The 19611-nt window shown below is 66.7% G+C and carries 17 protein-coding genes and 1 tRNA gene; 9 read left to right on the top strand and 9 right to left on the bottom strand.

All coding sequences use genetic code 11. The annotated features are described in order from the left end of the window. The first annotated feature begins 74 nt into the window (after positions 1–74). Positions 75–1433 carry an MFS transporter gene (locus tag AB0N75_RS00475; protein WP_364644767.1) on the top strand — a complete coding sequence of 453 codons (1359 nt, stop codon included), beginning with the start codon at positions 75–77 and terminating at the stop codon, positions 1431–1433. 68 nt (positions 1434–1501) lie between these two features. Here AB0N75_RS00475 and dcd read toward each other — a convergent pair whose 3' ends face one another. The 4 genes from dcd to AB0N75_RS00455 all read right to left on the bottom strand — a co-directional run bounded on the left by dcd (position 1502) and on the right by AB0N75_RS00455 (position 4772). Further along, complete coding sequence (gene dcd, locus AB0N75_RS00470; protein WP_127512972.1) at positions 1502–2083, bottom strand: dCTP deaminase; 582 nt, start codon at positions 2081–2083, stop codon at positions 1502–1504. Positions 2084–2295: 212 nt separating this feature from the next. Then, positions 2296–3165: a tryptophan 2,3-dioxygenase family protein gene (locus AB0N75_RS00465; protein WP_364643559.1), complete on the bottom strand. Its 870-nt coding sequence runs from the start codon at positions 3163–3165 to the stop codon at positions 2296–2298. 86 nt (positions 3166–3251) lie between these two features. Then, positions 3252–3869, bottom strand: a complete 618-nt coding sequence (locus tag AB0N75_RS00460) for a DinB family protein (protein ID WP_364643556.1) — start codon at positions 3867–3869, stop codon at positions 3252–3254. 87 nt (positions 3870–3956) lie between these two features. After that, the gene (locus tag AB0N75_RS00455) at positions 3957–4772 is read right to left on the bottom strand and encodes a DUF1684 domain-containing protein (RefSeq protein WP_364643553.1); all 816 of its coding nucleotides are present in this window, start codon (positions 4770–4772) and stop codon (positions 3957–3959) included. A 223-nt stretch (positions 4773–4995) separates the two neighbouring features. Here AB0N75_RS00455 and AB0N75_RS00450 point away from each other — a divergent pair, with 223 nt between their 5' ends. The 5 genes from AB0N75_RS00450 (at position 4996) to AB0N75_RS00430 (ending at position 9574) form a co-directional block, all read left to right on the top strand. Next, positions 4996–6315, top strand: a complete 1320-nt coding sequence (locus AB0N75_RS00450; protein ID WP_364643550.1) for an extracellular solute-binding protein — start codon at positions 4996–4998, stop codon at positions 6313–6315. Beyond that, entirely contained in the window at positions 6312–7289 is a 978-nt protein-coding gene (locus tag AB0N75_RS00445) for a sugar ABC transporter permease (protein ID WP_364643547.1), read from the top strand. The genes AB0N75_RS00450 and AB0N75_RS00445 overlap by 4 nt, the downstream gene beginning before the upstream one ends. After that, a complete protein-coding gene (locus AB0N75_RS00440; protein WP_364643544.1) occupies positions 7289–8131 on the top strand; it encodes a carbohydrate ABC transporter permease in 843 nt (280 codons plus the stop codon). Before AB0N75_RS00445 ends, AB0N75_RS00440 begins: the two co-directional genes overlap by 1 nt. Before the next feature lie 24 nt (positions 8132–8155). Then, the gene (ugpC, locus tag AB0N75_RS00435; RefSeq protein ID WP_364643541.1) at positions 8156–9424 is read left to right on the top strand and encodes a sn-glycerol-3-phosphate ABC transporter ATP-binding protein UgpC; all 1269 of its coding nucleotides are present in this window, start codon (positions 8156–8158) and stop codon (positions 9422–9424) included. Positions 9425–9500: 76 nt separating this feature from the next. Next, positions 9501–9574: transfer RNA gene (locus tag AB0N75_RS00430), tRNA-Gly, on the top strand. Between the two features lie 69 nt (positions 9575–9643). Here AB0N75_RS00430 and AB0N75_RS00425 read toward each other — a convergent pair. Next, positions 9644–10552 carry a hypothetical protein gene (locus AB0N75_RS00425; protein WP_364643538.1) on the bottom strand — a complete coding sequence of 303 codons (909 nt, stop codon included), beginning with the start codon at positions 10550–10552 and terminating at the stop codon, positions 9644–9646. A 126-nt stretch (positions 10553–10678) separates the two neighbouring features. Between AB0N75_RS00425 and panD the strand changes: the two genes are divergently transcribed. Then, positions 10679–11092: an aspartate 1-decarboxylase gene (gene panD, locus AB0N75_RS00420; RefSeq protein WP_364643535.1), complete on the top strand. Its 414-nt coding sequence runs from the start codon at positions 10679–10681 to the stop codon at positions 11090–11092. Here the strand turns inward: panD and AB0N75_RS00415 are convergent. Further along, the gene (locus AB0N75_RS00415; RefSeq protein WP_364643532.1) at positions 11085–11615 is read right to left on the bottom strand and encodes a nucleoside deaminase; all 531 of its coding nucleotides are present in this window, start codon (positions 11613–11615) and stop codon (positions 11085–11087) included. The genes panD and AB0N75_RS00415 overlap by 8 nt on opposite strands. Before the next feature lie 70 nt (positions 11616–11685). Between AB0N75_RS00415 and AB0N75_RS00410 the strand changes: the two genes are divergently transcribed. Beyond that, positions 11686–13398, top strand: coding sequence for a helicase HerA-like domain-containing protein (locus AB0N75_RS00410; protein WP_364643529.1), 1713 nt, complete (start codon positions 11686–11688; stop codon positions 13396–13398). Positions 13399–13511: 113 nt separating this feature from the next. Further along, positions 13512–14498, top strand: a complete 987-nt coding sequence (locus tag AB0N75_RS00405) for a hypothetical protein (RefSeq protein ID WP_364643526.1) — start codon at positions 13512–13514, stop codon at positions 14496–14498. A 249-nt stretch (positions 14499–14747) separates the two neighbouring features. On the opposite strand, the gene AB0N75_RS00400 is transcribed toward AB0N75_RS00405, so the two are convergent. The 3 genes from AB0N75_RS00400 to AB0N75_RS00390 are packed head-to-tail and all read right to left on the bottom strand — an operon-like array spanning position 14748 to position 19601. After that, positions 14748–16787: an NHL domain-containing thioredoxin family protein gene (locus tag AB0N75_RS00400; protein ID WP_364643523.1), complete on the bottom strand. Its 2040-nt coding sequence runs from the start codon at positions 16785–16787 to the stop codon at positions 14748–14750. After that, the gene (locus AB0N75_RS00395; protein WP_364643520.1) at positions 16784–18982 is read right to left on the bottom strand and encodes a cytochrome c oxidase assembly protein; all 2199 of its coding nucleotides are present in this window, start codon (positions 18980–18982) and stop codon (positions 16784–16786) included. Before AB0N75_RS00395 ends, AB0N75_RS00400 begins: the two co-directional genes overlap by 4 nt. Next, a complete protein-coding gene (locus AB0N75_RS00390; protein WP_364643517.1) occupies positions 18975–19601 on the bottom strand; it encodes a copper resistance CopC family protein in 627 nt (208 codons plus the stop codon). Before AB0N75_RS00390 ends, AB0N75_RS00395 begins: the two co-directional genes overlap by 8 nt. Positions 19602–19611: the final 10 nt, after the last annotated feature.

The following is a 19611-nucleotide window of genomic DNA, read 5'->3' as shown; positions in this document are numbered from 1 at the left end:
TGGGGCTTGCGGCGCTGCTCAAAGTTCGCACCGGGCGAAACGGATAGCATCGCGGTATGACTGACTCGGCCGGCATGCCGGTAACCCAAGACGCGGGCGGTGCGGCAGCGGAACGGCTGAACAAGAAGCATGTCCTGGCCTGGGCGTCCTGGGACTGGGGGTCGGCGGCCTTCAATGCCGTGATGACAACGTTTGTCTTCACTGTCTACCTGACCAGTGACGCCTTCGGCGGCGAGGCGTTCGCTTCGGAAATCCTCGGCTACGGATTGGCCATCGCAGGCCTGGCCATCGCGCTGCTGGCGCCGGTGACCGGCCAGCGTTCGGACACCGGCGGCCGCCGCAGACTCTGGCTTGGCGTCAACAGTGTGGCGGTGGCTGTACTCACCGGCCTCTGCTTCTTCGTCTTTCCGTCGCCTGGGTTCCTCTTCCTGGGCGTGGCGCTGATCGCGCTGGCGAACATCTTTTTCGAGTTCGCGAATGTGAACTACTACGCCATGCTGACGCAAATTTCCACCCCGTCGACCATCGGCAAGGTGAGCGGATTCGGCTGGGCGATGGGTTATGTTGGCGGCGTCGTGGCGCTGGCCCTGGTGCTCGTCGGGTTTGTCCTGCCGGAAACCGGATGGTTCGGGGCCACGGCGGACAACGGGCTGAACATTCGGCTGGTGGCGGTGTTCTGCGCCGTCTGGTTCATGGCCTTCGCGCTGCCGGTGCTGTTTGCCGTTCCGGAGATCCCCCGGCAACCGGCGGCCGCGTCGCTGGGTTTCTTCGCTTCCTACGGCCTGCTCTTCCGCCGCATCAAGGCGATCTTCCGCTCCAGCCCGCACACGATTTTCTTCCTGATCGCCAGCGCCATTTTCCGTGATGGGCTCGCCGCGGTGTTCACCTTCGGCGGGGTGATTGCCGCCGGGACCTTCGGCTTCTCGCTCAGCCAGGTGATCGTCTTCGCCATCGCCGGGAACGTGGTCGCTGCGCTGGGTGCGGTGTTCGGCGGGGTGCTGGACGACCGGGTGGGCCCGAAGAATGTCATCGTCTGGGCCCTGTCCGGGCTGATCGTCGCCGCTGCCGCCATCTTCATCCTGGGCGCCGGCGACCATGTCTTCTTCGGCAACGTCTGGACCGGCGATACCACCTTCTGGGTGTTCGGCCTGCTGCTGTGCCTGTTCGTCGGACCGGCCCAGTCGTCCTCCCGCGCCTATCTGGCCCGGCTCGCGCCGCGCGGCGAGGAAGGCGAATTTTTCGGCCTCTACGCCACCACCGGCCGGGCCGTCAGCTTCCTGGCGCCATCGCTGTTCGCACTGTTCATCACCGTGTTCGGCGAACAGCGCTACGGCATCCTGGGCATCTTGGTGGTACTGCTGGCCGGCCTGTTGCTGCTGCTTCCGGTCAAACCACCGGCGAAAATCCAGCGGGCCACCACTCCCGCGGCCTGAGTCCCGCGGGCTCGGCCTGGGTCCGGCGGGCAACTGCCCGGGCGCTCAGCCGCCGGGCAGCGGCCGGATCAGCGTTCGATGACCGTGCGGTGGAAATTCTGGTAGCTGCGCGATGCCGTGGGGCCGCGCTGGCCCTGGTAGCGGTTGCCGTACTCGCCGGAGCCGTACGGGTGCTCGGCCGGCGAGGACAGCCGGAAGAAGCACAGCTGGCCGATTTTGGAGCCCGGCCAGAGTTTGATCGGCAGTGTTGCCATGTTGGAGAGCTCAAGCGTCACGTGTCCGGAGAAGCCGGGATCGATGAACCCTGCCGTGGAGTGGGTCAGCAGGCCCAGCCGGCCCAGCGAGGACTTGCCCTCCAGCCGGGCGGCGATGTCGTCGGGCAGCGTCACCGTCTCATAGGTGGAGCCGAGGACAAATTCGCCCGGATGCAGGATCAGCGGCTCCTCCGGGTCCACCTCCACCAGCCGGGTCAGCTCGGGCTGCTCCAGTTGCGGGTCGATGTGTGCGTACTTGTGGTTGTCGAACAGCCGGAAGAACCGGTCAAGCCGCACGTCCACGCTCGAGGGTTGGATCATGTCCGGCTGGAACGGATCAAGAATGATGCGTTCGGAGTCCACTTCGGCACGAATATCACGGTCGGAGATCAGCACACTCTAAAAATACACGGGAACGGGCCCCTCCCCTGCCGCATGACGCCGCCCTCGGACGGGAGCATCCGGGCTCAGGCCCTGTCCCGATCCGCGAAGGGGTGCGACCATGGAATCAGTTGGGCCGCGCGGGATCCGAAGGCGGCCGCCCAAGCCATCAGGCCGCTGCCGGCGGGGGAACGAACGGCCTCCGCCGGCAGCCCTCGTCCACGCCCCTATTCGACCGGTCCGGCCTTGCCAATCTCCGTGCGCACCGCATACAGCTCGGGGAAGAACGTGAGTTCCAGCGCCCGGCGGAGGAAGCCGACGCCGGAGGATCCGCCGGTGCCGCGCTTCATGCCGATGGTCCGCTCCACCGTTTTCAGGTGCCGAAAGCGCCAGAGCTGGAAGTTGTCTTCCAGATCCACCAGTTCCTCGCAGGCCTCGTAGACGTCCCAATTCAGCCCGGCGTTCTCATAGACCGAGGTGAAGGTCTCCACCAGTTCCGGGTTGAAAACGTGGGCCTCTGTCACGTCCCGGTCCAGCAATTCCGCCGGGATGGGATAGCCATGCCGGTGCAGGTAGGCCAGAAACTCGTCGTACACGCTGCTCTGCTCCAGCAGCTCGGCGAGCAAGGCCTGCGCGGCCGGATCATTCGCAAAGACGTCCAGCATGCCCTTGTTCTTGTTACCCAGCAGGAACTCCACCGCCCGGTACTGATAGGACTGAAAGCCGGACGACGACCCCAGCGCACCGCGGAATTCGGCGTATTCGGACGGGGTGAGTGTTGCCAGCACCGACCATTGCTCGGTCAGCGAGCGCTGGATGTGTTTGATCCGGGCGATGCCCTTCATCGCAAAGCGCAGGTCGTCGTCGCGCAGTTTTTGCCGTACCGCGCGCAACTCGTGCAGCACCAGTTTCAGCCACAGCTCGGAGGTCTGGTGCTGGATGATGAACAGGAGTTCGTCGTGGTGTTCCGGACGGCTGACCGGGTGCTGAGCGGCGAGCAGCTGGTCTAAGGACAGGTAGGAGCCATAGCTCATCTTGTCCGAAAAGTCGGTCTCGATATTGTCTTCGAGCCGGCGGGTGTTCTTATCTACGGTCATAGCGGCTTCCGTCGGTACCCCTGCCTCTTTGCAGGACTGCTACCAGCCTACGGCCCGGGCCGCGCTCCCGCCCGGTGCACTCCCCCTCAGCCGCGTACCGACGAGTCCCAACGCCACTGCTGCCCGCGGGTTTCCGGGGTCCGGCCGCTGGCCCCCAACAGGTCCTGCCAGGGATCGCCGGTCCGCTCGGCAGCCGGGAAGATCCGGTCCAAGACCCGAGCGATCACCACTTCATCCGGACGGTAGCTGATCCCCTGTGCAGCGAGGATATCGAAGCCGTGCAGGACGGCCTCGGCCACCCCCATCGCGGCGAAACCGGACGCATCCGAGGTTCCTGCCGGATGGTAGCCCCGGTGGCCTGCCGGCGCGGTGGCCGTGACGGCATAGAGCAGCCCGGCCGCGGCGTCGAAGCAGCTGACGATTCCGGCGGTCCCCGTGGCGGGATCGGGCCAGAACAAGATCTCCGGCCCGCCCGCTTGCCACGCGGGCGGATCCACCAACGCCACGTAGTCATCCTGCGGCGGTCGACGGCCGGACAATTGCATCGCATAGAAGGCGAAGTCGTCCATCAGATGTGCGGCTGTCTCGCGGCAGTCCCAGGCCAGCTCAAGCGCAGGCTTGCCCCAGGCATCGTCCGGCAGTTCAGCGAAGCGGCCGGTCAGGTCGTCGGTGATGGTGCGGAAGTCGTCCGCCGTCGGTCCCATCCGACGATCCTCCCGCAGGTTGGCGTACGGCGCCACCATTCGGCCGTCGGCGGTAGAAAGTCAGCGATAGAAGTCAGCACTGGAAAGTCAGCGCGCCCGGCGTTCACCGGCTTCCACCGGGGCCGTGATGACGTTGCCGTCAACCGGCATCGGGCAGGTACCGAAGTCGGTGAAAGCGCTGGGGAAATTCGTGGCGCGGTTGAAATCGATCAGGACGGTTCCGTCGGGGCCGGGCCGGCGGGTGGCGACGGAACGCCAGCCCGCGGTGGTCTCCCCGTTGGTGGCGTCATGGAAGTTCAGCGACAACGCACCCAGTCTCTCCGGCTCGGCCACCAGCGTGTGCCGGGTGCCGTCCAGGTCGAAGCTGACCGTGCCCACCGCGGTGATGGCACCGGGAACGTCTGGATTGGACGTGGCGATCGGCAGGGTCCGCGGTTGGTCGTATTCATCGAATCTGCCGGCCACCACCAGATCCGGGTTGTAGTCGAAGACCGGCACGGCCTCGAAGTCAGCATGCACCGGCGAGGCATTGTCCCGCGTCCGGATGGCATAGCGGTCGCCACGGGCGGCGAGTTCGACGGCGATGCTGCCGCGGCGTACCCAGAGCAGCGATTCCTCGTTGCCCAGCGTGGCCGTATACGTTCCGACCGCCGGCTCGCCGGATTCCACGAAGTACAAGCCGTCGTCGGCGCTTGCCGTCAGGGTGGCGTGTCCGCCCGCGGATGCCGGACCGTTGGCGCTCCACAGGCCAGTGATCTTCTCCAGCGGTGCCGGCTCGGCGGGCAGCCACTGCAGCGAGGTCAGCGTGAGCCAGCCATGCTCGACGGCCAACGCCTGGTTCCGGTGGTCCCGGAAGCGCAGCCAGCTTTCCCGCCGCCGGGCGTCGTCAGTTGAATTCGCCATGCTCGCCTTCCCTCACGCTACGCCCGCAGTTGCCGGACGGTATGCGGCACAACGTTCGATCTGGCCCACGGTATTCCTTCGGCCAGCCGGTTCCTAGGCCGCGCGGGCCATGGCGCATTTGCCTGCGGGAGAATACGCTCTATTTCTACGAGGCTGCGTGGCACATATGAGCGACAGAAGCCGGGCAGCCGGAGCGTCTACCAGAACGTGGAGGCCAGTGCCGATGCCCAGAGACGGATACCGGCCGCGCTACCGGCGCGGCACAGCTCGAACCGGAGCGGCAGTGGTGCTCGCGCTGGGAGCCACGCTGCTGGCCGGTTGCAGCGCCGAGGAGGGACCGCCCACCCTGACCTGGTACATCAACCCCGACGCGGGCGGCCAGGCGGCGATCGCCGAAAAATGCACCGAGGCCGCCGGCGGCGAGTACCGGATCGAAACCTCGCTGCTGCCCAACGACGCCGCATCGCAGCGGGAGCAGCTGGCCAGGCGGCTGGCAGCAAGCGACTCGTCTCTGGACATCATGAGCTTGGACCCACCTTTCATCCCCGAGCTGGCGGAGCCGGGCTTCCTCGCTCCGGTCCCGGACACCGTGGCGCAGCGGACCACGCAGAACGTCGTGGAGGGCGCCCTCACCGGGGCCACGTGGAAAGACAAACTCGTGGCCGTTCCGTTCTGGGCCAACACTCAATTGCTCTGGTACCGGAAGTCGGTGGCCGAGGCAGCCGGCCTGGACATGACGAAGCCGGTCACCTGGCAACAACTGATCGACGCTGCCGCCAAGGAAGACAAGTTCCTGGGCGTACAGGGCCAGCGCGGCGAGTCCATGACCGTCTGGCTGAACGCCCTGGTTGAGTCCGCCGGCGGCCACATCCTGGAAAACCCCGAGGCCAAGGCCGACCAAATCGAGCTGGGCCTGTCCAGCAAGGCCGGCACGGAAGCTGCCCAAGTCATCTCCACCATCGGCAAGGACGGACTGGGCGGACCGGGGCTGCCCACCCAGGACGAGAACAATTCGATGATCCTGTTCCAGGGCGACAAGGGCTCGTTCATGGTGAACTGGCCGTTCGTCTGGCCGGCTACCAACGCCTCGGTGGAGGACGGCACCCTGGATGCGTCCCTGATCGACGACATCGGCTGGACCCTGTACCCGCGGATGAACGAAGGCGAGCAATCTGCGCCGCCGCTCGGCGGCATCAACCTGGGCGTGGGGGCGGCCAGCAAGCACCCAGATCTGGCCTATGCCGCCATTGAGTGCATTGTCAGCCCGGAGAACCAAGCCGAGTACTTCATCTCCAACGGCAACCCGCCCTCGAACACCGAGGCTTACAACGATCCGCGGATCAAGGATGCCTTCCCGATGGCGGACACCATCCGCGAATCTCTGGAACTGTCGGCGCCGCGTCCGCAGACGGTGTTCTACAACGAAGTTTCCACCAGCCTGCAGCAGAATTTCGCCCCGCCGGATGAGGTTGATCCCGCGATCACGCCGCAGGAGACGTCGGACTTCATCGTTTCCGTCCTACGGGGGGAGAACCTGCTGTGAGCACCACGACCGAAACGCCCACGCTCCCGAGCGGCCAAGCCGGGGGCACCGGCCGGCGCCGAGCCGTCCAACAGTTCAGCGAGCGCGCCAGGGCCGAGCGCCGGCTGGGCTGGTGGCTGGCGGGCCCGGCCTTCGTCGTCATGCTGGCCGTCACGGCCTACCCGATCCTGCAGGCGTTGTATGACTCGCTGTTCAGTTACCGGCTCACCGCCCCCGATGAGCGCGCGTTCATCGGGCTGGCCAACTACGGCGTGATCCTTACGGACGTGGTCTGGTGGCGGGACCTCGGGGTGACGCTGCTGATCACGGTGGTGACCGTCGTCGTGGAACTCATCCTGGGTTTCGCTTTGGCGCTGGTGATGCACAAGGCGCTCAAGTCGGTGCGCGGCTGGCTGCGCACTGCCATTCTGGTCCCCTACGGGATCATCACCGTGGTCTCCGCATTTGCCTGGTTCTATATGTTCGATATCAACTCCGGCTTCGTGAACACCTGGTTCAACTGGGTGCCCGGCATCGATCCGGACCTGAACTGGTTCGCCGGAACGTGGACTTCGCTGTTCGTGATCATGGCCAGCGAAATCTGGAAGACCACGCCGTTCATTTCGTTGCTGCTGTTGGCCGGTCTGGCGCAGGTGCCGGACGAGCTGACCGAAGCCGCGGAAGTGGACGGCGCCACGTGGTGGCAGCGGATGCGCCGGGTGATCCTGCCGAACATGAAGGCCGCGATCATGGTGGCCGTGCTGTTCCGGGCGCTCGATGCATTCCGAATATTCGACAACGTCTTCATCATGACCAACGGCGCGTTTAACACCGAAGTGCTCTCGCTGCTCGCCTACCGGACGTCCATCGGGCGGTTGGAAATCGGCCTCGGATCCGCGGTGTCGGTGCTGCTGTTCGTGTGCGTGCTGCTGATCTGTTTTATCGCCATCAAGCTGTTCAAAGTGGACCTGGCCAGCCAGAGAGGAGGCAAATGATGAAAGCATCACGAACCAAGGAGCGGGTGACGTGGATCGTCATCTCCGTCCTGGTGCTCATCTACGCGCTGTTTCCGGTGGCGTCCATTCTGGCCACCTCGTTCAAGCTGCCCAGCGAGCTGACCTCGGGCAAGTTCCTGCCCGACTCGTGGACGGGGTCCAACTATGAACAGATCCTGGTCGGCTCGGCGCAGGACCTGTTCCTCAGCTCGCTGCGAAACTCCATCGGCATCGCGCTGATCGCCACGTTCATCGCCGTTGTCCTGGCCACGCTCTGCGCCTACGCCATTGCCCGGCTGGATTTCCCGGGCAAGAAGGTCATTCTCACCACCGCCCTGGCGGTATCCATCTTCCCGGTGATCTCGATCGTCACCCCGTTGTTCAACCTGTGGCGGAACATCGGGCTGTACGACACGTGGCCGGGCCTGATCATCCCCTATCTCTCGCTGACCCTGCCCATCTCCATCTGGACCCTGGCGGCGTTCTTCCGCCAGATCCCGTGGGAACTGGAGCAGGCAGCGCAGGTGGACGGGGCCACCACCTGGCAAGCGTTCCGCAAGGCGATCGTGCCGCTGGCCGCACCCGGCGTCTTCACCACGGCGATCATCGCTTTCTTCATCGCCTGGAACGACTTCGTCTACGGCATCTCGCTGACCTCGACCGAGGCCGCACGCCCGGTCCCCGCGGCGCTGGCCTTTTTCACCGGCGCTTCCCAGTTCGAGTCCCCGGTCGGCGCGATCTCCGCGGCGGCCATCATCGTCACCATTCCCATTGTGCTGCTGGTCCTGTTGTTCCAGCGCCAAATCGTCTCCGGCCTGACCCAAGGCGCCGTCAAGGGCTAGGCCCGCGGCAGGAAAGGACATCCCATGGCATCGATCACGTTGCAGAACCTCGTCAAGCAGTATGGCGACGGCTTCCCCGCAGTCAACGACGTCAGCATTGACATCGAGGACGGCGAATTCATCATCCTGGTGGGTCCCTCCGGCTGCGGAAAGTCGACGCTGCTGCGCATGATCGTGGGGCTCGAGGACATCACCTCCGGCGACCTGCTGATCGACGGCAAGCGAGTCAATGAGAAGGCGCCCCGGGACCGGAACCTGGCCATGGTGTTCCAGAACTATGCCCTCTACCCGCACCTGACCGTGTTCGAGAACATCGCGTTCCCGCTGAGGCTGGCCAAGGGCAAGCACACCGAGGACGACATCCGGAAGCTGGTCACGGACGCCGCCAAGACCCTGGAGCTGACCGATCATCTGGAGCGCAAACCGGGCAACCTCTCCGGCGGCCAGCGGCAGCGCGTGGCAATGGGACGCGCGATCGTCCGGCAGGCCGATGCGTTCTTGTTCGACGAGCCGCTGTCCAACCTGGACGCCAAGCTGCGCGGCCAGATGCGTTCGGAAATCTCGCAGATGCAGCGCCGGCTCGGCGTCACCAGCGTCTACGTCACGCACGACCAGACCGAGGCGATGACGCTGGGCGATCGGGTGGCGGTGCTGAAGAAGGGTGTGCTGCAGCAGATCGCTTCCCCGCGCGAACTCTACGAACAGCCCGTCAACCTGTTCGTGGCGGGCTTCATCGGATCCCCCTCAATGAACTTCCTGCCGGCCACTTTGGAGGGCGACGTCCTGAAGACGCCGATTGGCGACATCCCGGTCACCGAGGACAAGGCACGCGCCGCCGCGGGCAAAAAGGTAGTGCTGGTGGGCCTGCGGCCGGAGTTCTTCGAGGATGCTTCGCTGGTGGAGGAGCATAAAAAGGACCTGGGGTCCTCGTTTATGGCCGAGCTGACCCACACCGAGTGGCTCGGCAACGAACAGTACGGCTACATCAACTTTGACCCGGATCCGGAGGTCCGCGAGCTGCTCAATTCGCTGGCTGCGGAGATGGACGCCGACGAGTTGCGGCCGCAGATCGTGGTCACCCTGGACGCGGCCAGCCGGATCCGTGGCGGGCGCTCGGCTGAATTGTGGCTGGACACCCGCAAGATGCACCTGTTCGACCCCGAGACCGGCGACAACCTGACGCGTGACGCCGAAGCCGGGGCCGCGCTGACCCAGGAGGCCAACACCGCCCGGGCCGAAGAAATCAGCGAAGCCCGCGAGCGTGAGGCCTCCACGGCCGGGCAGCCGGTCTGAATTCCGGCTGGCCGCTGACCTGGGGTAAACTCGGTTTCGTTGTTTGACCGGGTCCGGCTTCCTCGCCGGATCCTGTGCGGGCGTAGCTCAATGGTAGAGCGCTAGCTTCCCAAGCTCGATACGCGGGTTCGATTCCCGTCGCCCGCTCCACTCGCACCGCGCACCCCGGCCTATCGGCCGGGGTGCTTTTCTTTTCCCGCCGGGGCCCGCTGGGTGGTGCTACTCGATGTCCTCGTCGGGTACGAAGCCGGATCGGTCAACGGCGCGGTGGTAGCGCATGCCGGTGGCGCCACCCAGCAGTGCCCCGGCCAGGCTGGCCAGCAGCACTATTGCCAGCGCGATCAGGCCCGGAAGAGTCAGCTCTTGGACGGGGCGCTCAACGACCGGCACGGGCGCCGGCCCGGTCAGCACGCCCAAACCGCCGGCGGCCAGACCGATCAGTCCCGCAAGAACAGACATCACGATGCCCCACAGCCATACCGCCAGACCCTGCCTGACGCCGTCGAACCGTGCCATCCGTCCTGCCACGTAGCCGCCGCCGAAATACGCCAGCAAGACGATGACCGCCAGCGTTATCCCTGCGGTGATGGCTGCCGCGCCGCTGCTTTGGGTGATGTCGTCCATCCAGCCGCGCACTTCGGCCGCAGTGGCCATCCCGAAGGCCGCGGCAACGCCCACCACCGCCGAGGTGATCAGCACAACCAGTCCCGCTGCCGTCAACCAGCCAAAAAACGCCGACCCCAGCCTCACCCCGCCGTAGGCATTGTGTTCCCGCAGGTACAGCGACTCCGCGTCGAGGGCGGCCTCGGGTCGGTACGCGCTGGTGTCGCTATAGTTCCGTTCGGCTGCTATTGCCCCGTTTGGGCTGCCGGCATCCGGGTCCATGCTGTCTGCGGTGAACCGGCGGTCGAAGACTGCGGTCTGTTGCTGGTCCGGGCTCGCAACAGACGTCGCCTGCGTGGGCGCAGGTGCCGGTGGTGTCGCTGCGGGCATGGCCTGGGTGGGCGGTGCCGACGCCTCCATCGGCGCTGGTCCGGGTTCTTGAGGTTCCCCCGAACCTGCCGGAGCGTCGGCTCCCGGCCGGGGACCACCGTCGTCGTACCGATCTCTGCCGATCTCCGAACTCATGATGCCTCCTGCTTCGACGGATCACATCGCTGCTTTCTGGTGGCTTTACCCTAGTCTCGGGGCCACCGGCAAACCAGAACCGGATGCGTTTCATCGGCGGCCGGAGGGAGACTAAACTTGAACCCGATGATGCGCAAAATGTTCAAGTCCAAGATCCACCGTGCGACGGTGACGCACGCCGATCTGCATTACGTCGGGTCCGTGACCGTGGACCTCGACCTGCTGGACGCCGCCGACATCCTGCCCGGCGAACTGGTGTCCATTGTGGATGTCACCAACGGGTCCCGGCTGGAGACCTACACCATCGCGGGTGAACGCGGTTCGGGCGTCGTCGGCATCAACGGCGCCGCCGCGCACCTGATGCATGAAGGCGACCTGGTCATCCTGATCACCTACGCCGACATGACCGACGAAGAGGCGCGGTCCTTCGTTCCTTCCGTCGTGCATGTGGACGCGGACAACAAGATCGTTGAGCTGGGCTCCGACCCCGCCGAGTCCGTGAACGAAGGGCTGATGCGGCCGCCCTACGCGGTTAAGTAGCTTCCCCGGTCCCAGCCGGCAGGGACCCCTGCCGGCAGTCCGTTCGGCACCGGTGGAACCGCTGGTGCAACCCGCGGACCTCGTCCGCCAACTCGGCGGACGGCCCGCCCACCTCGATCCCCGGCGCCACTGTCTGGATCGGCAACGCGGCCACCGGCGCCGGGCCGATGCCCCATTCCGCCAGCCACCGGCCCAGCTGTTCCGACGACGCAGCGTAGACGATCCGCCCCAGCCCCACCCAAGCATGCGCGGCCGAACACATCGGGCAGTGCTCCCCCGAGGTGTAAACGGTCGCCCTCCGCCGTTCCTCGGGTGGGATGTTGCCCGCCGCCCAGCGGGCGATCTCGAACTCCGGGTGCCGGGTCTGGTCCCCGTCCTTGACCCGGTTGCGGTCCTCGAACACCACGCTGCCGTGCGCATCGACCAGTAGCGAGCCGAACGGTTCGTCGCCGTCATCCAGGGCTTCACGAGCCAGTTCCACGCAGCGGCGCAGATGCCTGAGGTCCTCCGGTGCCAGTTCCATGCGCTGATTATGGCAGAGACCGGCGCGGCCGGGTCTATGGCTAACAACCCGCGTGGTCTACGCTGCTGCCATGGTGCGGACTCCGGCAGAACATGTGGAAGCTATCCGGCTGGGTTACAGCTTTGACGGGGCAGCCATCCATCTGGGCGCGGCGCTGGTGGACGGCCAGGTGCATCCGGAGGCGGCCGTACGGCTGCCGCTGTCCATGATGAACCGGCATGGCTTGATCTCCGGTGCCACCGGCACCGGCAAGACGATCACGCTCCAGGTCATTGCCGAGCAGCTCTCCGCGCACGGCGTCCCGGTGTTTCTGGCGGACATCAAGGGCGACCTGACCGGCCTCTCCACCCCGTCGGCCGGCAGCACCAAACTCGCCGAGCGGACGGCAAGCGTCGGGCAGGACTGGAAGTCGTCCGCCTACCCGGTGGAGTACTTTTCGCTGGGCGGTGACGGCACCGGTGTCCCGGTCCGCGCGCGGATTTCCGACTTCGGCCCGCTGCTGCTGTCCCGGGTGATGGAACTGAACGAGACGCAGGAATCGAGCCTGCAGCTGGTCTTCTACTACGCGGACAAGAACGACCTGGAGCTTTACAACCTGGCCGACCTGCGTGCCGTGATCCAGTTCCTGGTCTCCGACGACGGCAAAGAGGCCCTGGAGAACCTGGGCGGACTGTCCAAAGCCACCGCCGGAGTCATCCTGCGTGAGCTGGTGTCCCTGGAGGGCCAGGGCATGGACACGTTCTTCGGCGAGACGGAGTTCGACACCGCCGAGCTGCTGCGTACCGCCGGTGACGGCCGCGGCATCATCTCCTGCCTGGAGCTGTCCTCGCTGCAACAGCGCCCGCTGCTGTTCTCCACCTTCATGATGTGGCTGATCGCCGACCTCTTTGCTGAATTGCCGGAGGTCGGCGACGCGGAACAACCCAAACTGGTGTTCTTCCTGGACGAGGCGCATCTGCTGTTCCGCGACGCCTCCAAGGCGTTCCTGCAGTCGATCGCCACCACGGTGCGGCTCATCCGCTCCAAGGGCGTCGGGATCTTCTTTGTCACCCAGACACCGCGCGATGTTCCGGCGGACGTGCTGGGCCAGCTGGCCAACCGCGTGCAGCACGCGCTCCGCGCCTTCACTCCCGAGGACGCCAAGGCGCTGAAGTCCACCGTCTCCACCTTCCCCGTCAGCGACTACGACCTGGAGGAAGTGCTGACCGGCGCGGGGATCGGCGAAGCGGTAGTGACCGTGATGAATGAGAAGGGCGCCCCGACGCCGGTGGCCTGGACCCGGCTCTGCTCCCCCGGCTCCACCATGGGCCCCTCCCCGGCTGCCACCGTGCAGGCCATCGTGGACGGGTCGTCGCTGCTGCCGGTCTACGGGCCGGTGGTGGACAGCCGCTCGGCGTTCGAGAAACTCAGCGGCGCCCGGGTGCCGGCCGGCACGACGGCGGACGGACCGCCCCCGCAGTCGACCACCCCACAGACCCCGGCAGACATCGACGCCGAGGCCCGCCGGATTGAGGAAACCATCCTCGGCCGACCGTCTACGCGTCCGGCCAGCCCCACCTCGACGGCACCGGACAGCCGGGAACCCTCGCCTGCCACGGTGCCGGACAGTGCACCACCGAGGCAGTCCGGCCCGGGCAACGTGCCTTCGTCCCGGCCAAAATCTTCGCCGCAGGGCAGTGCCAACAACGACGACCTGAAGGATTTCGCGCTGCAAACCGCCTCGGTGCTGGGGCGTGAACTGATGCGCGGCCTGTTCGGGACCAGGCGGCGCCGCCGACGTTGATGGGGGGGCGCGCCGCCGTCTTCGGCACTGAAGGGGCCGCAGCCGCCGCCGGCGCAGTAACCTGAATCATGCCGATCCCGGCAACCGTCCCGCCAGCGGGTAACGTAGGGTTAGTGGGAAATTCAAAAGTACTGAGGACCGTAGCCACGTGGCTGCTGTGCTTGATGCTTGCCGTGGCCGCTGCCGCGCTGACTATTGTGCTGGTCAATGCGTTCGTGTTCAGTCCGCAGCACCAGGTCAAGGCCTACTTCAACGCTCTGGAAGACGGCAACGGCGGGACCGCGCTGGGTCTGCTCCACGCCACCGTGCCCGACGCCAATGCCGCCATGCTCGACGGCGCAGCGCTCAAGGCCTCGGTGGACACGCTCGAAAACCTGGAAATCCAGGATCCGGTTCCGGCTGGCGACAACAGGGTGGACCAGCCGGTCAGCTACACGGTCGACGGCGTTGCCCACACCACCACCTTCACCCTGGAAAAGACGGGCACCACGTGGCTCTTCTTCAACCAATGGTCCTTCGTGCCCAGCACACTGCCCACCATCAGCGTGGACGTGGTCAACGGCAACGAGGCCTCGCTGAACGGCACCAGGGTGGCCCTGCCGGAAGGCAAGAGTTCGTTCGCCGTGTTCTACCCCGGCAGCTTCGAAGCCCACTACGCCAGCGACTACTTCGCCGCACCGGTGGTCGAATCCGTGCTGACCGGCCCGCAGAACGCCCCGGACGCCCGGCTCTCGCTGGCAACGGAGGCCACGCCCAAGCTGGTCGACGACCTGAGCGGCCAGGTCAACGCCTTCCTGGACTCCTGTGCGGAGCAGCGCGTGCTGCAGCCCTCCGGTTGCCCGTTCAGCGCATCGATGGACCGGGTCCAGGACGACACCATCGACTGGTCGATCGAAGAGTATCCCGAGGTCAAGGTGGAGCCGTTCAAGGGCAGCTGGGTACTCAGTCCGCTGCGCGGGGTGGCGAAGCTGAACGTGGTGGAAATTGACCTGTTCACCGGCGCCTCCGTGGAACGCGAGCTGAAGCAGGATTTCGACTTCACCGGCCGGTTGTCCGTCAACGACGGACACGTCACCCTGACCCCCGTGGTGGAGTACTAGCCACTTCACCGCCCGGACCCGCGCCAAGCGCTACCCGAGGGCGCCGGCCAACGCTTTGAAAACCCAGGCTCGGTAGGCTTGGGCGACCAGCACTCATCGGCGGCGTCGGCCGGGACGCCGGGTACGTGGTGGGAAGAATTGCCGCAACACTGCAGGCTGGCGTGCCGTCGGACCGCTGACGCTACATCAGATGCCGGAGGCGGACAGGACTCCCTGTCCGCCTCCAGCATCTTTGTGCTGCGTGCCCGTTTAGTCCAGCCCGCGCAGGTCCAGCGTCAGGTCGCCGGTTCCCGAGCCGATGACTACCGGGATGCCCCAGTCCTGCTGGTACAGGTGGCAGGCGGCGTGGTCTGGAATCTCGCCGCCGGGTTCGCCGTCGCACGCCGCCGCGCGGGCGGTGATGTGCAGGACGCCCTCGGTGACCTCGTCGGACAGCACCAGCTCCCGAAGCAGGCCCACCGAAGTGCCGCCGCCGGAGACCAGCAGGTTCTCCGGCGAGGAGGAGATCTTCAACTGGGTGGGATCGCCCCAGCGGTCGTCCAGCTTCTGGCCCTTGGGGGCGGCGAAGCGGACGGTCAGCGCCAGCGGGCCGGCCGACACCTCGGTCTTCGGCCGCTGCGTCTGCGAGGCGCCCTCGTCCACGGTCAGCGCTTCCTTGGGGACGGGCAACCGGATGAGCTGGTGCTTGTTCGCTTCGACCACCAGCAGCAGCGGTTCGCCGCCGTCCGCCACGGCCGTGGTGTCCAGCAGCACGTCTGACGGCTCGGCCAGGCCCCGCGCCAGCGTGGAGACGGTCTCCGTGGCCGGATCGTAGCGGCGCACGGCGCCGTTGTAGGTGTCCGCCACCGCCACCGAACCGTCGGGCAGGACCGCCACGCCCAGAGGATGCTGCAGCCGCGCCTCGGCGGCCGCGCCGTCGCGGAAGCCAAAGTCGAAGAGACCGGCGCCGATGGCGGTGGACACCTGCACCCGGTTTTCGCCGTTGACGTCCACGAAGGAGATCTTGCGCAGCGCCGACGTTTCCGAATCCGCGACCCAGATGTTGCCGGCCGCGTCACCGGCGAGCCCGGAGGACTGGGCGAACCAGGCCACGGTGGCGTCGCCGTCCTGCAGGCCCTCCAGGCCGGTTCCGGCCAGGATGGCCACCTTGCCGGAGACCGGGTCCAGGGTGAAGATCTGGTGCACGCCGGCCATGGCGATGACCACGGCGTCCAGCTGTGTGGACCAGTAGACATCCCACGGCGAGCTGAGCGAGACAGCCAGCGGATCGGCGGCGAACTGTGCCCAGTTGGACGCGATCGCTTCGGCAAGCTCCTCTTCCAGCGCCGCGCCGGAGGGGGCTTCGTCCGCGACCGATCCGGGACCCGCTTGCTCCATTCCCGGAGCAGTGCGCTGGGTGTTGGCATCGAGCAGGCGCTGCACACCGTTGCCTGCCACGGTGGTGACCTCTCCGGTGGCCAGCGACAGCCCTCGCAGCCGGTGGTTCACCGAGTCTGCAATCACCACGTCGTAGCCGGCCTGGCTGCGGACCTCTTCGGGCAGCAGGGCGAGGCCCTGGGGTTCATTGAACTTGGCCTCGCCGGCGGCTCCGTCCTGCCAGCCCTTCTCGCCCGAGCCGTAGGTGGCGAGCACCGTGGACAGGTCGGCAGCCAGCTCCACCAGCCGGTGGTGTCCGGTGTCGGTGACCAGGAAGGAGCCGCCCTCGGACCCGACGCCGTCCGGCAGCGGGATGACCTTGCCCGGGAAGCGCAGGTCCCCGGCGGTGGACTCCGCGGGAACGTAGGGGCCGTCGCCGCGGTGCAGCGTGCCGTTGGCTTCATGCTCGGCCACCAGTTCCTTCACCAACGACTCCAGGCCGCCGGCGTGCCCCTCGCCGGAGAGGTGCGCCACAATGTAGCCCTCGGGGTCGACGACCACCAGCGTCGGCCACGCCCGGGCGGCGTAGGCCTGCCACGTATCCAGCTCCGGGTCGTCCAGCACCGGATGCTGGATCTCGTAGCGCTCCACGGCCGCGGCCAACGCCACCGGGTCCGCTTCATGCTCAAACTTGGGCGAATGCACGCCGACCGTGACGAGCACGTCCTTGTACTTCGCTTCCAGCGGCCGCAGTTCGTCCAGCACGTGCAGGCAGTTGATGCAGCAGAACGTCCAGAAATCGAGCAACACTATCTTGCCGCGCAGGTCTTCCAATCCCAGCTGCTTGCCGCCGGTGTTGAGCCAGTTGCGGCCCACGAGGTCGGAACCACGGACCCGGTAGTTAGTGCGGATGGTCTCGGCTGCCTCAGTCATCTGGATTCTCCTTGGCTCCGGCCGGCGTTATCCGGGTCCGGAGCGGGCTCCTGCCCGTTTGTGGTTTTCGGTGCGTCTTGGTGGTCCCCGGACGCGCGGTGGCCGGCCGGCCTGCCGGCCCCGGGCGGGACCATGCGTTCGTCCTGCCGGGCCATCTTGGCAAACATATCGTTATAAGCCGCCAGTTCGGCGTCGTTATTCCTTTCGGCTGAACGATCTTTACGCTTTGTTTCCCGGGCGTCTGAGCGCGACCACATGATCGCCACCCCGACGGCGACGCAGAGCGTGGGTATTTCGCCGACGCCCCACATGATGGCTCCGCCGACTTGCTGATCGTCCATGGCCGAGAGCCCCCACTCGCGGCCCATACTGCCGAACCAGGAGGCCTGGATCAGGGCCGTCGAGCTGGTGAGAGCCACGCCGAAGAAGGCGTGGAACGCCATGGTGGCGAAGAGGATCAACAACCGCATGGGATACGGGGCCCGCCGCGGCAGCGGGTCCTGGCCGATCATCGTCAGGATGAAAATATAGCCGGTCAAGAGGAAGTGCAGGTTCATCAGCTCGTGGCCGGTGTGTTCATCCAAGGCAAACCGGAACAGCGGCGAGTAGTAGAAGATGATGATCGAGCCGGCAAAGTTCGCCGCGGCAAAGAGCGGGTGCGTGATGACCTGCGAGTATTTCGAATGCACCAGCCAGAGGATCCATTCGCGCAGGCCCTTGCTCCCGTCCCCGCGGGGCGGCAGCGCCTTCAGCGCCAGCGTGATCGGCGAGCCCAGGACCAGGAACAGCGGCACCACCATGGTCAGCGCCATGTGGTCGAGCATGTGCGCGCTGAAGAGCACCATCCCGTACACGGCCGGGGCGCCGGAGGTGACATAGGTGAGCGCCAGCAAGCCCACAATCCAACTGACGGTCCTCGCCACCGGCCAGCGGTCGCCGCGGCGGTGCAGCTTGACGGCGGCCACCAGGTACGCAATGCCGGCCACCAGGGCGAAGGTGACCCACAACCAGTCCCAGCGCCAAACGGTCAACCAACTGCCGTTGACAAGTTCCGGCGGCAGGTCGTAACCGGTCAGGATGCGGGCCGGGGACGCGTCCACCGGCAACTCTTCCGGCGTGGGCGGCGCCGTGCGCGCCAGCGCCGTGGCGATCCCGAACACGGCCGCCATGACCAGCAGCTCCACCGTGATGAGCTGCCACAGGACCCGCTTGCCGGACTTGGTGCCCAGCTCCGGAATGATCCACTGCCGGTGCATGAAGCCGATCGCGCCCAGCAGCAGCGTGGCCAGGGCCTTGATCACCACCAGCACGCCATAGGGGCTGGAGAGCTGGTCCAGCGAGGTGATCCGGATCGACGCGTTGATGATGCCGGAGAAGAAGACCAGGAAGAAGCTGATCAGCGCCAGCGAGGAATAGCGGCGCAGCACCTGGCCGGTGATGTCCTTGGTGCCCAGCGTCCCGGAGATGACCGCGAGCACAATGATGCCGCCCACCCAGAGGCAGGCGCCCAGCAGGTGCAGGCCGATGGAGTTGACGGCTCCGTAGTGGTCGTCGCCGCCGGCGGAGTGCCCGATCAGGGCCATCGGCAGCAGTCCGCCGACGGTAGCCAGCGCCAGCGTCATGCCCAGCCCCGGCAGTGAGCGGATGCCCAAGATGAGCGTGGCGACGATGGCGGCCACGATGGTGATGGTCAGCCACGCCTGGCCGGTGCCGATATCCGTCATAAATCCCACGAATCCGGCGGTGTAGCTGGCATCCCCGCTGACCGGCAGGCCGGCGATGTCGGAGAAGCTGAAGACCAGCACGGCCATCGCGGCCAGCGTCCAGACGACCGCCGCGATGGCGGCCAGCCTCAGCGCCGCCGTAAACGCCGGATGCTCGGGTCCCTCCTCGCCTTTGCCCGGCCTGCGGTTGGGCCGCAGCTGCTTGGGCAGGATCCCGACGGCGAACAGCAGCGAAGCGATGACCACGGACAGTGCCGTGTTGTTGGCGGCCTTGGCCACTGGCAGTGCCCAGCGGGTCAGGGCGCCGGGATCGGACAGCTGCCGGGCGGCGGCAGCCCCGGAATAGAGCAGGGCGGCAACCAGCGCCAGGACCAGGACAACGGCTCCGGCCAGGACCCATCCCCTGCCGATCCCGTCGGCGGTAACCGCCGCGGGACGTTGCTTAACCGGCGGAGCCAAACGCTCAGCCACGAGCGTCCGTTCCCCCGCCACGCTTGCTGATCACAAACGCGGCCAGCCCCGCGGCGATGGCCAGCGCGCCGGCGCCCAGCGCGACGAAGAGTCCGAGGTTGCTGGGGCCCTCCTCTTGTCCGGCGGCCTCGGAGGTGCTGCCGGCGGCAGAGGACGCTGCGGGGCTCGCTGCCGCTACGGTGAACTTCAGCGTGCCCTCGATCGGGTGGCCGTCGCTGGAAACCACGCGCCAGCCCAGCTGGTAGTCGCCGTCCGGCATGCCGTCCCGCAGCGGAATACTGACCTGGCTGCCGCTCAGCACCGGCGCGCCGGCAGCCCAATCGGTCCCCTCGCCGTCCAGCACCTGGGTAGTGGCGCCGATGTCCATCACGTTGGCGCTGAACTTGAGCGTGACCTCCGTCGGCGGGGTGTCCAGGACGGCACCGTTCTCCGGCGTCGAACTGATGAGTTCGTCGTGGGCGGCGGCGGGGCGTGCCAACGCCAGCGCCAGCGCCAACCAGAGCAGCATGGCCATCAGGGCAGCCGCGAGCAGCCGACGGGCCATCGCTTGCCGGGCGGCACGGAGGCCTTCCTCCTGGCGACGCAGGGAGACCGAAGACCCGTCTGTACTGATACGCACAGGGGCAGGA

Origin of the sequence: Arthrobacter sp. NPDC089319 (assembly GCF_040684925.1) — a bacterium.
In the GTDB taxonomy this organism is placed as follows: domain Bacteria; phylum Actinomycetota; class Actinomycetes; order Actinomycetales; family Micrococcaceae; genus Crystallibacter.
This window is presented reverse-complemented; position numbering and strand designations above follow the sequence as displayed.

Excerpts from the sequence above, each read along its gene's own strand:
- AB0N75_RS00475 (WP_364644767.1), top strand. The coding sequence starts at position 75 with ATGCCGGTAACCCAAGACGCGGGCGGTGCGGCAGCGGAACGGCTGAAC.
- AB0N75_RS00465 (WP_364643559.1), bottom strand. The coding sequence starts at position 3,165 with ATGACCGTAGATAAGAACACCCGCCGGCTCGAAGACAATATCGAGACC.
- AB0N75_RS00460 (WP_364643556.1), bottom strand. The coding sequence starts at position 3,869 with ATGGGACCGACGGCGGACGACTTCCGCACCATCACCGACGACCTGACC.
- AB0N75_RS00455 (WP_364643553.1), bottom strand. The coding sequence starts at position 4,772 with ATGGCGAATTCAACTGACGACGCCCGGCGGCGGGAAAGCTGGCTGCGC.
- AB0N75_RS00450 (WP_364643550.1), top strand. The coding sequence starts at position 4,996 with ATGCCCAGAGACGGATACCGGCCGCGCTACCGGCGCGGCACAGCTCGA.
- AB0N75_RS00440 (WP_364643544.1), top strand. The coding sequence starts at position 7,289 with ATGAAAGCATCACGAACCAAGGAGCGGGTGACGTGGATCGTCATCTCC.
- ugpC (WP_364643541.1), top strand. The coding sequence starts at position 8,156 with ATGGCATCGATCACGTTGCAGAACCTCGTCAAGCAGTATGGCGACGGC.
- AB0N75_RS00425 (WP_364643538.1), bottom strand. The coding sequence starts at position 10,552 with ATGAGTTCGGAGATCGGCAGAGATCGGTACGACGACGGTGGTCCCCGG.
- panD (WP_364643535.1), top strand. The coding sequence starts at position 10,679 with ATGATGCGCAAAATGTTCAAGTCCAAGATCCACCGTGCGACGGTGACG.
- AB0N75_RS00415 (WP_364643532.1), bottom strand. The coding sequence starts at position 11,615 with ATGGAACTGGCACCGGAGGACCTCAGGCATCTGCGCCGCTGCGTGGAA.
- AB0N75_RS00410 (WP_364643529.1), top strand. The coding sequence starts at position 11,686 with ATGGTGCGGACTCCGGCAGAACATGTGGAAGCTATCCGGCTGGGTTAC.
- AB0N75_RS00400 (WP_364643523.1), bottom strand. The coding sequence starts at position 16,787 with ATGACTGAGGCAGCCGAGACCATCCGCACTAACTACCGGGTCCGTGGT.